Here is a 15,166-nt window from a genome sequence, read left to right on the forward strand (position 1 = left end):
ATGAAGAAAATAGTTTTTGTCTTTTTATTGGTAATAATTGCGATACAGTTTATTCCAAGGTATCAAAATAATCCTGGGTATATTTTAAACAAAGAGATATCTGCGCCTTCTAATATAATGATGATGTTAAGAACATCATGTTATGATTGTCATTCTTATGAAACAAAGTGGCCAACATACAGTAAAATTGCTCCTCTATCATGGTTTATTACACAAAATGTTAATGAAGGTAGAAGGGCTCTTAATTTTTCTCTTTGGAAAGATTATACAAAAGAAGAGAAACAAAAAAAACTAAAAAGAATATATCAAAAAGTATATTCTTCTATGCCTTTGGCTTCTTATTTATTATTTCATGAAGAAGCAAAATTAAATAAAAAACAACGTGAGATAATTAGAACGTATACAGGAGTAAGAAGATAATGTTAAAAGAAGAAGTTCAAGAATTATTAGATGATAAAAAAACCCTTTTAACCCTTACTTATTTTAAACTACAAAAATTGCTTGAAGAAAAATATGGAAATAATACGGTTGTTTTAATTGAAATAGGGACTTTTTTCGAAGTATATGAAATTAATAATGATGAACAAAAAATTGGAAAAGCAAAAGAAATTGCAGAGCTTTTAAATATTCAACTAACACGTAAGAATAAAACTATTTTAGAAAATTCAGCTGAAAACCCAATAATGGCTGGTGTTCCTGCTATTGCTTTTGATAAACATTTAGCAAGAATAATAGCAGAACAAAAATACACAGTAGTAATTATCAAACAAAGAGGAACACCCCCTAATGTTTCAAGATACTTAGATACAGTTGTAAGTCCTGGTACTAACTTTGATTTTGTGATTGATCAAGATGAGAATAATATAACTTCTTTATGTATTGATTGTAATAAAGATATTTTTTCTCTTGGTTATGCTGCTATTGATGTAACAACGGGTAAGTGTTATTACAATGAAGTCCATGGAACAAGTGAAGATAAATATTATGCTTTGGATGAATGTTTTAATTATATGAACATGCATAAAACGAATGAAATTATTTTAAATTTTACAGACAAAAGTATTAATCAAAAAGAAATTATTGATTATTTAGAACTTGGATTAAAAACTTTTCATATTAATGCCTTTAGACCAAAGATTGTATATCAAAATGAATTGTTTAAAAATGTTTTTAATATAGAATCTTTATTAACGTCAATTGAACACCTTGATATGGAACGAGTCCCTTTAAGTACAGAAGCTTTAGCGTCTTTAATTGATTTTGTTATTTCACATGATGATAAAATTATTCAAAAACTCTCTTTACCAATAAAATTAGACGTCTCAAGGTATATATATTTAGGAAACAATGCTTTGGAGCAATTAAATATAATTGAGAGTACTAATAACCCCTCTCTTATAAAATTAATTAACAATACTTCTACTGCTATGGGAAAACGCTTGTTAAAAGAAAGGCTTTCTCATCCTGTAAAAGATGAAAAAGAATTATTAAGACGTTTTGCTTTGTCTAAAGAATTGTATGATTATCATGGTCCAATTGAAGGTGAGCTTGCTAATATTTATGATATTGAACGTTTGACAAGAAGAATTAAATTATGTAGACTTCATCCTTTTGAATTAAATTATTTATATGACTCTTTAGTAAGTATAAAAGAAATTGTTAAATTTATGGAAAATTACAAATTTTTTAGCTCCCCTTGTACCTCTGCTGAATTGGCTATTTTTATTGATTCTATTGATTCAACCTTTGATTTAAGTATATCTGGAAAATATATGTTAAAAGATGTTGAACATAATATGGTTTGTGAAGGTATTAATTCTAATATTGATGCATTAATGAAAGAAAATGCACTTCTAAAAGAAAAACTTGAGCTTATTAAAACACATATTCTTTCTTTTGTAAAAAACAAAGACAGTTCCTATGTAAGTATTAATCGTTTGGATAAAGAAGGTTTTTATTTAGGTCTTACTAAAAGTAGATTTAATTTAATCAAAAACGATTTATTAAATTCTCACTTAATTATTGATGATGAATTACTTTTATTTAAAGACTTTAAAATTAAGATTCAAACCAATTCAGTAAAAATATCAAATGCTTTTACTGATGATATCTCAGATAAATATGTGCATAATTTAAGAAAAGTTATTGAATTAAATAAACTTGTATTTAAAGAAAAAGTACTTGAATTTGAGAAAAAATTTGCCACTTTATTAGAAGAGTTGGTTTTATTTATTGCAGAAATTGATTTAACCGTATCAAATATCAAAACGTCTAAAAAATACAATTATGTTTGTCCTATTATTGTAAAAACACAGGATAAAGAAAACTTTATTGAAGTGATTGAATTAAGACATCCTATTATTGAAGCCAATGAAGAGCAGGGTGTTTATGTACCCAATGATATTATTTTAGGAGAACTAGGACTTGCTAGTGAAGAGTATAAAAACAATGTGATTATTAAAAACTCTAATCCTATTAATATTTTTGATAATAAAATGCATGGTATTTTATTATATGGTATTAATTCTTCTGGAAAATCTTCATTAATGAAATCTTTAGGTATTGCTATTGTTTTAGCACAAGCTGGTTTTTTTGTACCGGCTAAATCCATGCGTTTCTCTATTTTTGATTCTATTTTTACACGAATTTCAGGGGCTGATAATATTGCAAAAGGTTTGTCTTCTTTTGCAGTTGAGATGTTAGAGCTTAAAAATATATTTAACAGAGCAACAAAACGCTCAATAGTTTTAGGAGATGAAATCTCTCACAGTACAGAAACAATGAGTGGCGTAAGTATAGTAGCAAGTTCAATTTTAAAACTTGCAAAACTTGAAGCTTTGTTTTTATTTGCTACTCATTTACATCAATTACCAGAGATAAAAGAATTAAAAAAACTAAAAAACCTTATTTGTCTGCATTTGTCTGTTTTGTATGAAGACAAAGAAGACAAACTTATTTTTAATAGAAAACTTCAATATGGAAGTGGCTCTTCAATGTATGGTTTAGAATATGCTAAGTCTTTACATATGGACAGAGAATTTTTAAGTGTTGCTAATGATATACGTAAACGCTTATGCGATGATTATTCTTCTATTGAGCGATTAACGAAAAGAAAAACATCGAAATACAATAAAGACTTAATTGTAAGTACTTGTGTGATTTGTGCAAGACCTGTTGATGATGTACATCATATAAAAGAGCAAGCAAGAGCAAATAAAGAAGGATTTATTGGTCATATGAATGCCAATCATAAATATAATTTAATTCCTTTATGTAAAGAACATCATTTAATGGTTCATGATGGAAGAATAAATATTAATGGTTTTGTAGCAACATCAAAAGGTTTAGAATTACATTATACAAACGCGGAAGAGAATAAATAGTTAGCTATGAAAATATTATGAAGAAAAAAACTTTTCTTCATAATAAGAGATTATTTTAGTATTTTAAAAGCTTCTTCTAAATCTAAACTGCCTTCATAAAAAGCTTTTCCTACAATTACACCTGCTATATCACCATTATCTTGACAAGCTATGATATCGTTGATATCTTTTACTCCCCCAGAAGCAATAGTTGGAACTTTTGAAGTAAGTGCTATTTCTTGTGTGAACTCAACATTTACTCCACATAACATACCATCTTTTGCTATGTCTGTACATATAATAGCTTCAACACCTGCATTTGCAAATTCTTGTGCTAAATCAGTTGCTTTCATAGTAGATACTTCTGCCCATCCCTCAACTGCAACCATACCATTCATAGCATCGATTCCTACAGCAATAGGGTATTTAGCAGCCATTTCTTTCACAAAAGCAGGATTAGTAAGCGCAATTGATCCTAAAATCAATCTGTCCACTCCTAAATCTAAATACATTTTTATAGTAGCTTCATCTCTAATTCCACCACCCAGCTCAATTTTTAAATTACAATTTTCTCTGATTTTTTTGATTTGTTCTAAGTTGGCAGGTTCCCCTTTAAAAGCACCATTTAAATCAACAATATGCAACCACTTAGAACCAAGTTCTTCAAAACGTTTAGCAACTTGCCATGGTTCATCTGAATATATTTTTGCACTGTCCATTAGACCTTTTGTTAGTCTAACTGCTTTTCCATCTTTTAAATCTATTGCTGGTAAAATATCCATACTTTTTATACTCTCCTAATACGTTTTAATTTTTTAAACACAGGTTTTTAATAGCATCTTCAATACAAGAAAATTGAAAAGTAAAACCTGCTTCTTCTAAGCGTTTGGGATAAATACTTTGTCCATCACTTAATACTTTGGCACCTTCAGAAAAAATAGCTTCTAGAATAAATTCTGGAACCGTAAAAAGAAGTGGTTTTTTTAACTCTTTTGCTAATACTTTTGAGAAATTATCATTGGTAGTAGGAATACTTGCACATAAATTGTAAGCATGATGCAAAGAAGCATTCTCAATAGCAAAATAAAAGGCATTTTTTAAATCTTCTATATGAACAAAAGACAAAGCTTGATTTCCCGAAGCTATTTTAGCTCCTAAACCTAAACGAAAAACTGAAAGCATTTTTTTAAACATGCCTCCTTTTTTCCCAAGTACTATTCCAAATCTAAAATTAACTACTCTGCATTTTGCTTTTAGTGCTGTTGATTCCCACTCTTGACAAAGTTTTGATAAAAAATCATTTGAATAAGAAGCATTGTCTTCATTGTAATGTTTTTTATTATCATAAATACCAAGTGCCGAAGCAGATATTAATAACTCTATGTTTTTTTTAGATTGATTAATTGCTTTTGTTAACAGAAGTGTTGTATCAATACGACTTTTATATATTTCTTCTTTGTATTCACTGCTCCAACGCTTTAGAATACTTGCGCCTGCTAAGTTAAATACAATATCACTCTTATCAATTTTTTCTTGTAAAACAGTGGTATTTTTGAAATCATCTTTGTGTATTTGAATTATAGTAAAACCGCTCGTAGAAAAGAACGTATTTAATTCTTTTCCGATAAAACCACTCGCTCCTGTAATTGCTATTGTTTTCATTTGTTTATATCTTAAGAAAATTTTTCAATATTTTCAATCCATTGTCATGAGACTTTTCTGGATGGGGCTGAAAGCCATAAATATTGTTTTTATTCACAGCAGAAGCAAACTCATAACCATAAGTGGTTGATCCGATTACATTTTCTTCTTTTGTATGTACATGGAAAGAGTGAACAAAATATAAATAAGGATCTTCTAAACCATCAAATAAAACAGATTTAGTATTGGTGATTTTGTTCCAACCCATATGCGGAACTTTAAAATCTTCTTTCATTTTACTTTTATCAAATTTAAGAATTTTTCCATCAATTAGACCCAAACCTTCATGTGATCCAAATTCTTCTGAACTTTCAAATAATAATTGCATTCCTAAACAAATACCTATCATAGGTTTTCCTAATTTTGAGAAATCTAAAATAGCGTCTTTCATACCTGTTTGTTTTAAATGAAGCATTGCATCACCAAAAGCACCAACACCTGGAAGAATAATTCTATCAAAGTTTTTTAAGTCATCTGGATTTTTTACTATGCTGGCTTTTGTATCTAATAATGAACATGCATTGTATACACTTGCTAGGTTTCCCATATTATAATCTATAATTCCAATCAATATCTCACCTTTACTTTAAAAACCCCATTATACAAGAATTTATAGTATTTTTGATTAAACTTAATTAATATAATAGATGCAAAAATTTAATGAATACTAAGAATATTACTATAGTATAAGAACCAAAAATATTATTAAGGCTACGATATGAGATTACATAAATTATTTGCATTGAGTTTGGCAGCAGCTACTTCAATATATGCAGCGGGATACAAAATCCCTGAACAATCATTAAAAGGTACAGCACTTGCAGCTGCTTATGTTGCAAATGCACATGGAGCAGATGCTTCTTATTATAATCCAGCAAATATGGCTTTTTTTTCAAAAGGAAATCAATTGGATTTTGGGCTTTCTTATATTCAAGCATCAGCTATTGATTTTGACAGTTCAGAAACTGTTGCAGCTTTAGGTGGAGTACCTGCTCAAAGTAAATCTGAGAGTGAGTCTGTTTTTATTCCTACTTTGCATTATATTATTCCATCAAGTTTTGAAAATACAACCTTTGGTATTTCAATGGTTGCTCCTGCTGGATTATCAAAAAGATGGAATACTACTTTTGCTAAAAAATCAGCAGAAGAATTTACGCTGAAAATTGTTGAATTAAATCCTACCGTAGCTTATAAAATCAATGATAAGTTTGCAATTGGTGGTGGATTAAGACTTATTTATAGCGAAGGAGTTGTAAAAAGTTCTTTTGTAGCAGGAGCAACAGATATTACAAGAGACCTAGAAGCTGATGCGGTTGATTTTGGATATAACTTAGCTCTAACATATAGACCTACAAAAGAAACTACATTAGCTGCTACTTATCGATCTTATGTTGATATTACTGTAAAAGGGGAAGGTAAATTAACTTATACACCATCGGCTTCAACTTATTCAGGTGGAGCATCTGTAACGTTTCCTTTGCCTGCTGCTTTAAATTTAGCTGTTTCTCATGATTTTGGCGATTTAACGGCAGAATTAGTGTATGAAAGAACGTATTGGTCTACTTATAATGAGTTAGATTTTAATTATGATAATACGCTTACTCCAAGTGCTTTTCATACTGCATTTGATGCACCAAGAGAGAAAAACTGGAAAGATACTAATACTTATAGATTAGGACTTACTTACCAAGCAAATAAAGATTTAACTCTAATGGGTGGTTTTGCAATTGATGAAACACCAGTACCAGATGAAACAATTGGTTTTGAACTTCCAGATGCGGATGCTAAAATTTATTCAATGGGGTTTGAGTATAAATTAAATGAAAACTCAAGTATTGGTGCTGCTTATTTACTATCAATTAAAGATGACAGAGTTGCCAAAATTGATGGACAAAATGGAACGATTACTAATTCAAAAGTGTCATTATTAACGATAGGTTATTCTTATTCTTTCTAGTTTCTATGTTTAGCATCCGTTAAACATAAAGCAAAAAGTACCTCATTGTTTAAGGAACAAATGTTAAAAGCTTCTTTTAATGTTGTTCCTGAGGTCAACACATCATCTACTAAAATAATCTTTTTGTTACGAATATTTTTAAGTATAAAATTTCGAGGATTCTTTTTTCTAAAAGAAAGTTTTTTTCCTGCATAAACAACTTTATTTTGCGCTTTTAAAACATTATAGGTGCTTATAATATTTTTAGAGTTTAAGTGTTTTGTCAATATTGCAGTATGTGAAAACTCATGCCTTGTATGGTCATCAATTGGAATAGCAAGTGTTTCTGTATTAAACAAGAATTCTTTTGCAAATAAAGCAAAAGAATTTAAAGCCAAAATATTTAATATGCGATCCCCACAAAAATGATATTTAGCAGATAATAAATCTTGTATTTCCTCATAATTATAAAAAGAATAAATAAAAAAGTTTTTCCTTATTTCTCTTTTGTATAATCTTGGCTGTAAAAAATCATACTGGCACCTTTTGCAAATAATCAAATAAGACCAAACTTCACAAATAATACATTTCATATTAAATAATATCATAAATTATATTTAGATAAAATTGTTTTTAAGAACCTTTAAAAAATCACTTTTTATTTTTGCCATATCTAATTTTCCATTATATACATCGTACATTGCATAGGACTCTAGTGCAGTAGCCCCACAATATTTAAAGGTTTTATGCGTAGCTACATTTACTTCATCTAAACTCAAACCTTCGAAAAACCCATTTTTATTTGAAAATGAATTTAAGGGGGCATTATACGTAAGACTTAACATATATTTTTTTTCTTTCATTAATCCACTTGTGCCATATTCATTATTCTTATTACCTTCCCCACCATCATACGTAACCGTGCCGTAACCAGCTGAAAAGATATCATCAATGTATTTTTTAGTAAGCCATGGTGTTCCCATCCAAAAAGTAGGAAATTGAAAAAAGATACAATCGGCCCAAGAAAACTTATCTAACTCTTCTTGAATATTATACTCATTTTGAATTACTGTATGTTGTATTGTATAACCTGCCTCTTTTAAAAAATCATCTGCATGATTAACTAAAAACTGCGATAATCCCCCATTTGCTATACCTTCATATTTTTGGTGTCCATTAATAATTAAAACGTTTTTCATTCTTATCCTTTAGTTTTTGTTCTCTTAGTATAAGCCTAAGTAGCTTAATATATCCTTGGGATACTTTTGCATCCCAAGGATACATAAAATAACCAAGGATAAAAAAGTATCCCAAATTAAGTTTTATATGTTATACTTCAAATAAAAAGGCCTTAAATGTATATTGTTGACGGAAAAGAATATGTTTGTACTGTGCCTGTAACTTTATCGATTTTTAATGATAAATGGAAATTGGATGTTATTTGGTATTTGTTAGAAGGTGAAAAAAGATATACAGAACTTTTTGACGTAATAAATAAAATCACCAAAAAAACGCTAACAGCAAAATTACGAGAATTAGAAGAAAAAGGTTTAATAAACAGAGTAGCTTATGCAGAAGTACCACCCAAAGTAATCTACTCGTTAACACCCTTAGGAAAAGAACTAAAGCCTTTATTAGAAGAAATGTATAAGTGGGGCATGAAATATGTCGAAGCAAGAGGAGAGATAGTAGAGGACTAGATATAAATGGAATGGATTTGTATTTTAAAAAAGATAGAATTGTTAGATTAGTTTAAAACGAAGTTTTGAAAATAGAGTGATTAGTTTTTGTTTAAGTTCAAGGCGGAAATGAAATTTTGAGTAGGATCCTAGTATTCTAGGTGAGTACTCAAAATTTTATTTACAACGCGGAAATTGAATAAAAAATAAGCGCTATAGTTTTAAAACAGCCATAAATGCTTCTTGTGGAACGTTAACTTTTCCTATTGATTTCATTCTTTTCTTCCCAGCTTTTTGTTTATCTAAAAGTTTTCTTTTTCTAGAAATATCTCCACCATAACATTTAGCCGTAACATTTTTACCTGTTGATTTTACTGTTTCTCTTGCAATAATATTAGAACCAATACTTGCTTGAATCGCCACTTCAAAAAGTTGTCTAGGAATTAGTTCTTTTAAAGCTTTAATAAATTCTCTACCTTTTGACAAAGCTTTATTTTCTGGAACAATAATAGACAATGCATCTACAATATCTCCCGCAACTTTGATATCAAGTTTTTGTAAAACACCAGGTCTAAAACCTATTGGTTCATAATCAAAAGAAGCATATCCTTTTGTAGTAGATTTTAATCTGTCATAAAAATCCATTACAATTTCATTCATTGGAATATCATATTCCAGCAAAACTCTTGTCCCTATGTAATCCATTTTAATTTGAATTCCTCTTTTATCATTAAGAAGTTTAATTACATTTCCTAAAAATTCATCAGGTACTAATACTGTAGCTTTTACATAAGGCTCAAAAATAGTATCTATATAATTTGGATCGGGTAATTCAGAAGGATTTTGAATATTAATCTTAGACCCATCTTTTTTTAGTACTTCATAAATAACAGTAGGTGCAGTTGCTATTAATTCAAGGTTAAATTCTCGCTCCAGTCTTTCTTTAATTACTTCCATATGAAGCATTCCTAAAAAACCAGCTCTAAAACCACTTCCAAGAGCAACTGAACTTTCTGGTTCATAAGAAATTGAGCTATCATTTAATTTTAATTTATCTAATGCATCTCTTAAATCTTCAAATTTATCTGTATCAATTGGGTAAAGTCCTGCAAATACAAAAGGTTTAGCAGGTTCAAAACCATCAATAACTTCTGCTGTTGGGTTTTTAGCATCTGTCATTGTATCTCCAACAGCAATGATATCTACTGTTTTAATACCAAGAACTACAATACCAATTTCACCTGTCGAAAGCTCATTTGTACTTTCTCTTTTTAATGGATGTGGATACATAAGTGATAATACTTGTTGGTCATGTTCCGTATTCATCATTCTTATAACTTGACCTTTTTTAATACTTCCTTCATATACACGAACTAAAGCTAAAGCACCTAAATAATTATCAAACCAAGAATCATAAATTAACGCTTTAGTAGAAGCATTTTCATCTCCACTTGGAGCTGGAATTCTATCAACTATTGAGTCAATTAAATCTTTAACTCCTTCTCCTGTTTTAGCTGAAATTAAATTACTATAGGTACAATCAACTCCAATAGCTTCTTCTACTTCTTCTAATACTCGATCTGGATCAGCAGAAGGTAAATCAATTTTGTTTACCACAGGTAATAATTCTAAATCATTTTCCATTGCAATATATACATTTGCAATGGTTTGTGCTTCTACCCCTTGGGTTGCATCAACAATTAATAAAGCGCCATCAGAAGAAGCAAGTGAGCGTGATACTTCATAAGAAAAATCAACATGACCTGGAGTGTCAATAAGATTTAAAACATATTCTTGTCCATCTTTTGTATATTTAAGTCTAACACTTTGTGCTTTAATTGTAATTCCACGTTCTTTTTCAATATCCATAGTATCCATTACTTGTGCTGACATGTCTCTATCAGCAACGGAACCACATTCTTGAATAATTCTATCTGCGAGTGTTGATTTTCCATGATCAATATGAGCAATAATTGAAAAGTTTCTTATATGTTTTTGCAAGATTTTTCCTAAGTACTAGTTTCTAAGCGTTAATCTTAGTTAATTTATAAAAATTATATATAGTTTTCGCGATTATAGCTAAAGTATTGTAAGAGTGATGTTAAGAGAATATAGTAGTACGTAATCTTGGGTTTAACCCAAAATTACTATTTTGAAAGAATTGCTTCAACTCTTCTGTTTGCTAATCGTCCTTCTTTTGTTTGATTACTAGCAACAGGTTTGCTTTCTCCAAAACCTTTAGACATTAATTTTGATGCATTTACACCTAAATTTACCAATTTGTCATGAACTGCTTTTGCTCTTTTATCAGATAAGATTAGATTATATGCTTCACTTCCTCTTGAATCTGTATGTGCAGCAATAACAGCACTTTTTTTAGATGCATTTAAATATAAAGCAAAGTTTTTCAGAACTTCAGAATAATCTTTATTCATTACATCAGAATCAGTATTGAAATTTACTTTTAAATTCATTACTTTTGCACAACCATCAATGCTTACTCTTGTATTTAATGGGGTGTTTAAACATTCATCGTGGCGGTTAAATACACCATCGTTGTCATCGTCTTTATATACATCTTTCATTTTTTGAACCATTGGTTCTTCTTTCATTATTGGCTCTTCTTTTTTCATCATTACTGGCATTTTGTTAGCTTTTTGCCCAAAACCATAAGAAAGACCAACAGTATATAATAGATTGTTATCCCCATGATCTGCTTCAATTAAATGTCTAAGATCCATTTTTAAAGAGGTTCTATCTGTAAATTTATATTTATACCCAAGACCATAGTTTGCAAATAAACCATCTTCATTACGTGAACTATTAGAAAAAGATTCTACTCCAATCCCCACTAAAGCATAAAATGAAGAAGTATCGTTAATAGGATAATCTTTAATTACATTTGTAAATACTCTTAAGACAGAGGTATCTTCTGTTGAGTTTTTAATATCTACATCTTGGATGCTTTTTAAAATTCCAAATTCGATTTGGTCAAAAATTGTACTGTCTAGTTTTGTACCTATACTTAAACCAATGTTTGCATAGTTTCTTTCCAGTTCTAAATTACCTTCTGTAAGAGCTCCACCTAATAATAAACTTACTTCATGTGGATAGTCTGAGTTTGCTGATAATAAGATTCCTGCTGATAATAGGGTACTTAATAATATCTTTTTCATTTCAAGCCTTTGTTAAATTTTTATTATTATATTATAACAAAAGTAAATAATATATTAAATTATTATGACAAATATGTAGAAAATTAGCTACTATTATGACTAAAAGTACTCAGATGCCTAAGAAGAAGGCATCTAATTTACAAAAACAAATTTAAAATCTTTTGTTCTTGTAAAATATTTTATAAAAAGATAGAGTTTACTGATTGGTTATTGTGAATTCTATATATAGCTTCACCCATGATATCAGCTGCGCTTAAAACAGTGATTTTTTCATGATTTTGTTTTAAAGGAATAGTATTTGAAATTACCAATTCATCTAAGTCTTTTGAGTTTAAGTTTTCATAAGCTTTTCCTGATAATACACCATGAGTACAACAAGCCATTACAGAAGTTGCACCTCTTTTTTTAAGTGCTGCTGCTGCTTTTACAAGTGTTCCAGCAGTATCAACCATATCATCAACTAAAATAACGTCTTTACCTTCAACATCTCCAATAATATTCATAACTTCAGCAACATTTGCTTTTTCTCTTCTTTTATCAACAATAACCAAGTCATAACCAAGTTTTGAAGCATAAGAACGAGCTCTAGTAACCCCACCAATATCTGGACTGGCAATAATTGGGTTTTTGAAGTTTTTTGCTTTAATATAATCAACAAATAAAATCGAACCAAATAAGTTATCTGCAGGAATATTAAAAAATCCTTGAATTTGAGCGGCATGTAAATCAATAGTAATAATTCTATCAATTCCAGCTTTTTCTAATAAATCAGCAACCAGTTTTGCAGTAATTGGTACTCTTGGCGCTGCTTTTCTATCTTGTCTTGCATATCCATAGTAAGGTACAACAGCAGAAATAGATTTAGCACTTGATCGTTTAAAAGCATCAATCATGATTAATAATTCCATTAAATTATCATTAGTAGGCGCACAAGTAGGTTGTATTATAAATACATCATGACCTCTAACACTCTCAGTAATTTGTACTGAAATCTCACCATCTGAGAATTGTTTAACGCTCGCATCACCAACTTCTACATTTAAATATCTTCCTATTTCGTCTGCAAATGCTTTATTTGCAGTACCGCTAAATAGTTTAAAGCCGCTCATAAAATTCCTTTTTACTATGTTATTATCTTGCGATTATATCTAAAAAACTCTTAATTAAATTGAATGGTGTAAAAAATGCATATGAGGTAATATAGCTTTATATTTTAGGTGTATTTGTAATTATTTAGTAGTATTTATATAGAAGTTTATTCTAATTAATAATTTTTAAAAGTATAAACACTTTAAGATTGTACTTAAAGTATTTATTTTATTCCTGTAATCCATAATGAAACAATTACTTTTCAGTAATATAAAGTACAGATAATCAACCAGCAGTAACACCAAATTCAGGTTTTCCCAAATTAATACTTGCTACTGCATCTACAATTGTTACTTTACAAGATGCAGATTCTAAACGATATCTTAATTTAATACCACCGTTAAATTCAGTTTTAACAGTATGCATATTTAAATCATTTACAAGTACTTGATTTACTTGAAGAACTTCTTTTTTTCAGCAACAATAGTATTTGTTTTAGAATTAATTGGGTATTTTTAATTAAGAGTAATCACTAATAAATCCACCACCTAGACAATACTCACCATCATACAAAACAAGACTTTGTCCCGAAGTCACTGCTCTTTGAGGCTTGTCAAATTTAACTAGAACTTTGTCATTATTCGCTTGCGTTACGGTACACGCTTGCTTTTGTTGACGATAACGTACTTGTGCCATTAATTTATCGCCAACCTTAGGTGCTTCCTCTAATACCCAGTGCATATGACTGGCTTCAACATTACTGTTCATAAGTAAGGGGTGATTGGTATCTTGTACAATAGTTAATGTATTATTTGCCAAATCTTTTTTAGCTACATACCATGGATTATGCGTATTATTAGCTGTTTCAGTCTCTTTCATGCCTCCAATACCAATACCTTTTCTTTGACCTAGTGTGTAACAAATAAGACCTTTATGTCTTCCTATTACTTTGCCTTTGTCATCTATAAAATCTCCGGGAATGGCTTTTAAATGTTGGGTAATAAATTCATCAAATTTTTGTTTCCCAATAAAACATATACCAGTACTGTCTTTTTTATCACTTACAGGTAGATTATGTTCTTTGGCTATTGCTCTTACTTCTTTTTTAGTTAAATCTGCAAGAGGGAATAAAGATTGTGACAATTGCGTACTTGATAAAGCGTGTAAAAAATACGTTTGATCTTTTGTATCATCTTTAGGCGTTGCTAGTACATGATGATTGTTATATACATCTATTTTTGCATAATGCCCCATAGCTATCTTATCAACACCCATTTTTTTTGCTTCATTTAAAAATACATTGAATTTAATTTCGCGATTACACAGTATATCTGGATTAGGAGTAAGACCTTTTTTCAAACCTTCTAAAAATACATCAAATACTTTGGTTCTATATTCTTCGACAAAATCTATGCCTTTTACTTCAATTCCTAATATCTTACCTACTTTTTTAGCATCTTCAAACTCTATACGGTTAGGACATAGACTACCTTCGATTCCATGCTCCCAATTTCGCATGAATAAGCCTATTACTTCATAACCTTGCTGTTTTAATAGTAATGCAGTAACAGAAGAATCAACACCACCAGACATTCCTACAACAACTTTCTTTTTGTTCATTTTATACCTTTAAAAAGTTCCTTTTTTAAGAGAACCTACATTTAATAATTTCTTTTAGCACTTGAAATAAATTCAACTTAAAGCACCTTTTAGAAACAAATCCAAAAGAGAACAACTTCTTGTTCTACATGAGTTTTAAAGGAATAGTAACTGATTCTCTATTGTGCCAAGACTTATGGGGAATAATTAGTTTTTTAGTATTCACTTTTTTATGAGCAAAAAATATTATATCTATATCCAAGGTTCTAGGCGCATCTTTAAAGGACCGCTTTCTTCCATATCTAATTTCTAACCTCTGCATATTTTTTAAAAATTCATTAGGGGATAGATTAGTTTTAAGCGTGATTATACCATTTAAAAAGTCTTTTTGATCCAAGAATCCAAAAGCAGGATTTTGTAAAAGTGGAGAAGTTTGTAAAATATCAAATCTTGTATCTTGTATTAGACATAAAAGTAACTTATCAAAAGTTTTTTTTACATCCCCAATATTTCCCCCAATTCCTACGGTTACTTTATATTTTTTATTGCTTTTACTTTTTAGCTTTCGTGGGTAATTACTAGTATAAAAAAGGCTTAATTTTTTCGTTAGTTTTTTTTTCATAT

15 protein-coding genes are annotated in these 15,166 nt (G+C 29.5%); 4 read left to right on the forward strand and 11 right to left on the reverse strand.

Annotated elements, in window-relative coordinates; translation table 11 throughout:
* The gene (locus HRT41_08585) at positions 1 to 420 is read left to right on the forward strand and encodes a heme-binding domain-containing protein (protein ID NQY24081.1); all 420 of its coding nucleotides are present in this window, start codon (positions 1 to 3) and stop codon (positions 418 to 420) included.
* On the forward strand, positions 420 to 3,383 hold the full coding sequence (locus tag HRT41_08590; protein NQY24082.1) for a DNA mismatch repair protein: 2,964 nt from the start codon (positions 420 to 422) through the stop codon (positions 3,381 to 3,383). Before HRT41_08585 ends, HRT41_08590 begins: the two co-directional genes overlap by 1 nt.
* Positions 3,384 to 3,433: 50 nt before the next feature.
* On the opposite strand, the gene hisA is transcribed toward HRT41_08590, so the two are convergent.
* From hisA to hisH, 3 genes are read right to left on the reverse strand one after another with little or no spacing between them, the layout of a single operon-like run.
* Entirely contained in the window at positions 3,434 to 4,144 is a 711-nt protein-coding gene (hisA, locus tag HRT41_08595; GenBank protein NQY24083.1) for a 1-(5-phosphoribosyl)-5-[(5-phosphoribosylamino)methylideneamino]imidazole-4-carboxamide isomerase, read from the reverse strand.
* A 25-nt stretch (positions 4,145 to 4,169) separates the two neighbouring features.
* On the reverse strand, positions 4,170 to 5,024 hold the full coding sequence (locus HRT41_08600; GenBank protein NQY24084.1) for a TIGR01777 family protein: 855 nt from the start codon (positions 5,022 to 5,024) through the stop codon (positions 4,170 to 4,172).
* Positions 5,025 to 5,028: 4 nt separating this feature from the next.
* Positions 5,029 to 5,634, reverse strand: a complete 606-nt coding sequence (hisH, locus tag HRT41_08605) for an imidazole glycerol phosphate synthase subunit HisH (GenBank protein ID NQY24085.1) — start codon at positions 5,632 to 5,634, stop codon at positions 5,029 to 5,031.
* Between the two features lie 147 nt (positions 5,635 to 5,781).
* Between hisH and HRT41_08610 the strand changes: the two genes are divergently transcribed.
* Positions 5,782 to 7,020, forward strand: coding sequence for an outer membrane protein transport protein (locus tag HRT41_08610; protein ID NQY24086.1), 1,239 nt, complete (start codon positions 5,782 to 5,784; stop codon positions 7,018 to 7,020).
* Here HRT41_08610 and HRT41_08615 read toward each other — a convergent pair.
* Together HRT41_08615 and HRT41_08620 are read right to left on the reverse strand one after the other, a co-directional pair.
* Positions 7,017 to 7,592: a ComF family protein gene (locus HRT41_08615; GenBank protein NQY24087.1), complete on the reverse strand. Its 576-nt coding sequence runs from the start codon at positions 7,590 to 7,592 to the stop codon at positions 7,017 to 7,019. The genes HRT41_08610 and HRT41_08615 overlap by 4 nt on opposite strands.
* 24 nt (positions 7,593 to 7,616) lie before the next feature.
* A complete protein-coding gene (locus HRT41_08620) occupies positions 7,617 to 8,198 on the reverse strand; it encodes an NAD(P)H-dependent oxidoreductase (protein NQY24088.1) in 582 nt (193 codons plus the stop codon).
* 156 nt (positions 8,199 to 8,354) lie between these two features.
* On the opposite strand from HRT41_08620, the gene HRT41_08625 reads away from it, so the two are divergent.
* Positions 8,355 to 8,699, forward strand: coding sequence for a helix-turn-helix transcriptional regulator (locus HRT41_08625; protein NQY24089.1), 345 nt, complete (start codon positions 8,355 to 8,357; stop codon positions 8,697 to 8,699).
* Positions 8,700 to 8,891: 192 nt separating this feature from the next.
* Here the strand turns inward: HRT41_08625 and lepA are convergent, their stop codons facing one another.
* The 6 genes from lepA to folK form a co-directional block, all read right to left on the reverse strand.
* Positions 8,892 to 10,679, reverse strand: coding sequence for an elongation factor 4 (gene lepA / locus HRT41_08630; protein NQY24090.1), 1,788 nt, complete (start codon positions 10,677 to 10,679; stop codon positions 8,892 to 8,894).
* A gap of 146 nt (positions 10,680 to 10,825) precedes the next feature.
* The gene (locus tag HRT41_08635; GenBank protein ID NQY24091.1) at positions 10,826 to 11,854 is read right to left on the reverse strand and encodes an OmpA family protein; all 1,029 of its coding nucleotides are present in this window, start codon (positions 11,852 to 11,854) and stop codon (positions 10,826 to 10,828) included.
* A 179-nt stretch (positions 11,855 to 12,033) separates the two neighbouring features.
* Entirely contained in the window at positions 12,034 to 12,963 is a 930-nt protein-coding gene (locus HRT41_08640) for a ribose-phosphate pyrophosphokinase (GenBank protein NQY24092.1), read from the reverse strand.
* 265 nt (positions 12,964 to 13,228) lie between these two features.
* Positions 13,229 to 13,369: a hypothetical protein gene (locus tag HRT41_08645; protein NQY24093.1), complete on the reverse strand. Its 141-nt coding sequence runs from the start codon at positions 13,367 to 13,369 to the stop codon at positions 13,229 to 13,231.
* 93 nt (positions 13,370 to 13,462) lie between these two features.
* Positions 13,463 to 14,563: a tRNA 2-thiouridine(34) synthase MnmA gene (mnmA, locus tag HRT41_08650; GenBank protein ID NQY24094.1), complete on the reverse strand. Its 1,101-nt coding sequence runs from the start codon at positions 14,561 to 14,563 to the stop codon at positions 13,463 to 13,465.
* A gap of 124 nt (positions 14,564 to 14,687) precedes the next feature.
* Positions 14,688 to 15,164 carry a 2-amino-4-hydroxy-6-hydroxymethyldihydropteridine diphosphokinase gene (gene folK / locus HRT41_08655; GenBank protein ID NQY24095.1) on the reverse strand — a complete coding sequence of 159 codons (477 nt, stop codon included), beginning with the start codon at positions 15,162 to 15,164 and terminating at the stop codon, positions 14,688 to 14,690.
* Positions 15,165 to 15,166 lie beyond the last annotated feature (2 nt).

The sequence above is a fragment of the Campylobacteraceae bacterium genome (genome assembly GCA_013215945.1).
In the GTDB taxonomy this organism is placed as follows: domain Bacteria; phylum Campylobacterota; class Campylobacteria; order Campylobacterales; family Arcobacteraceae; genus NORP36.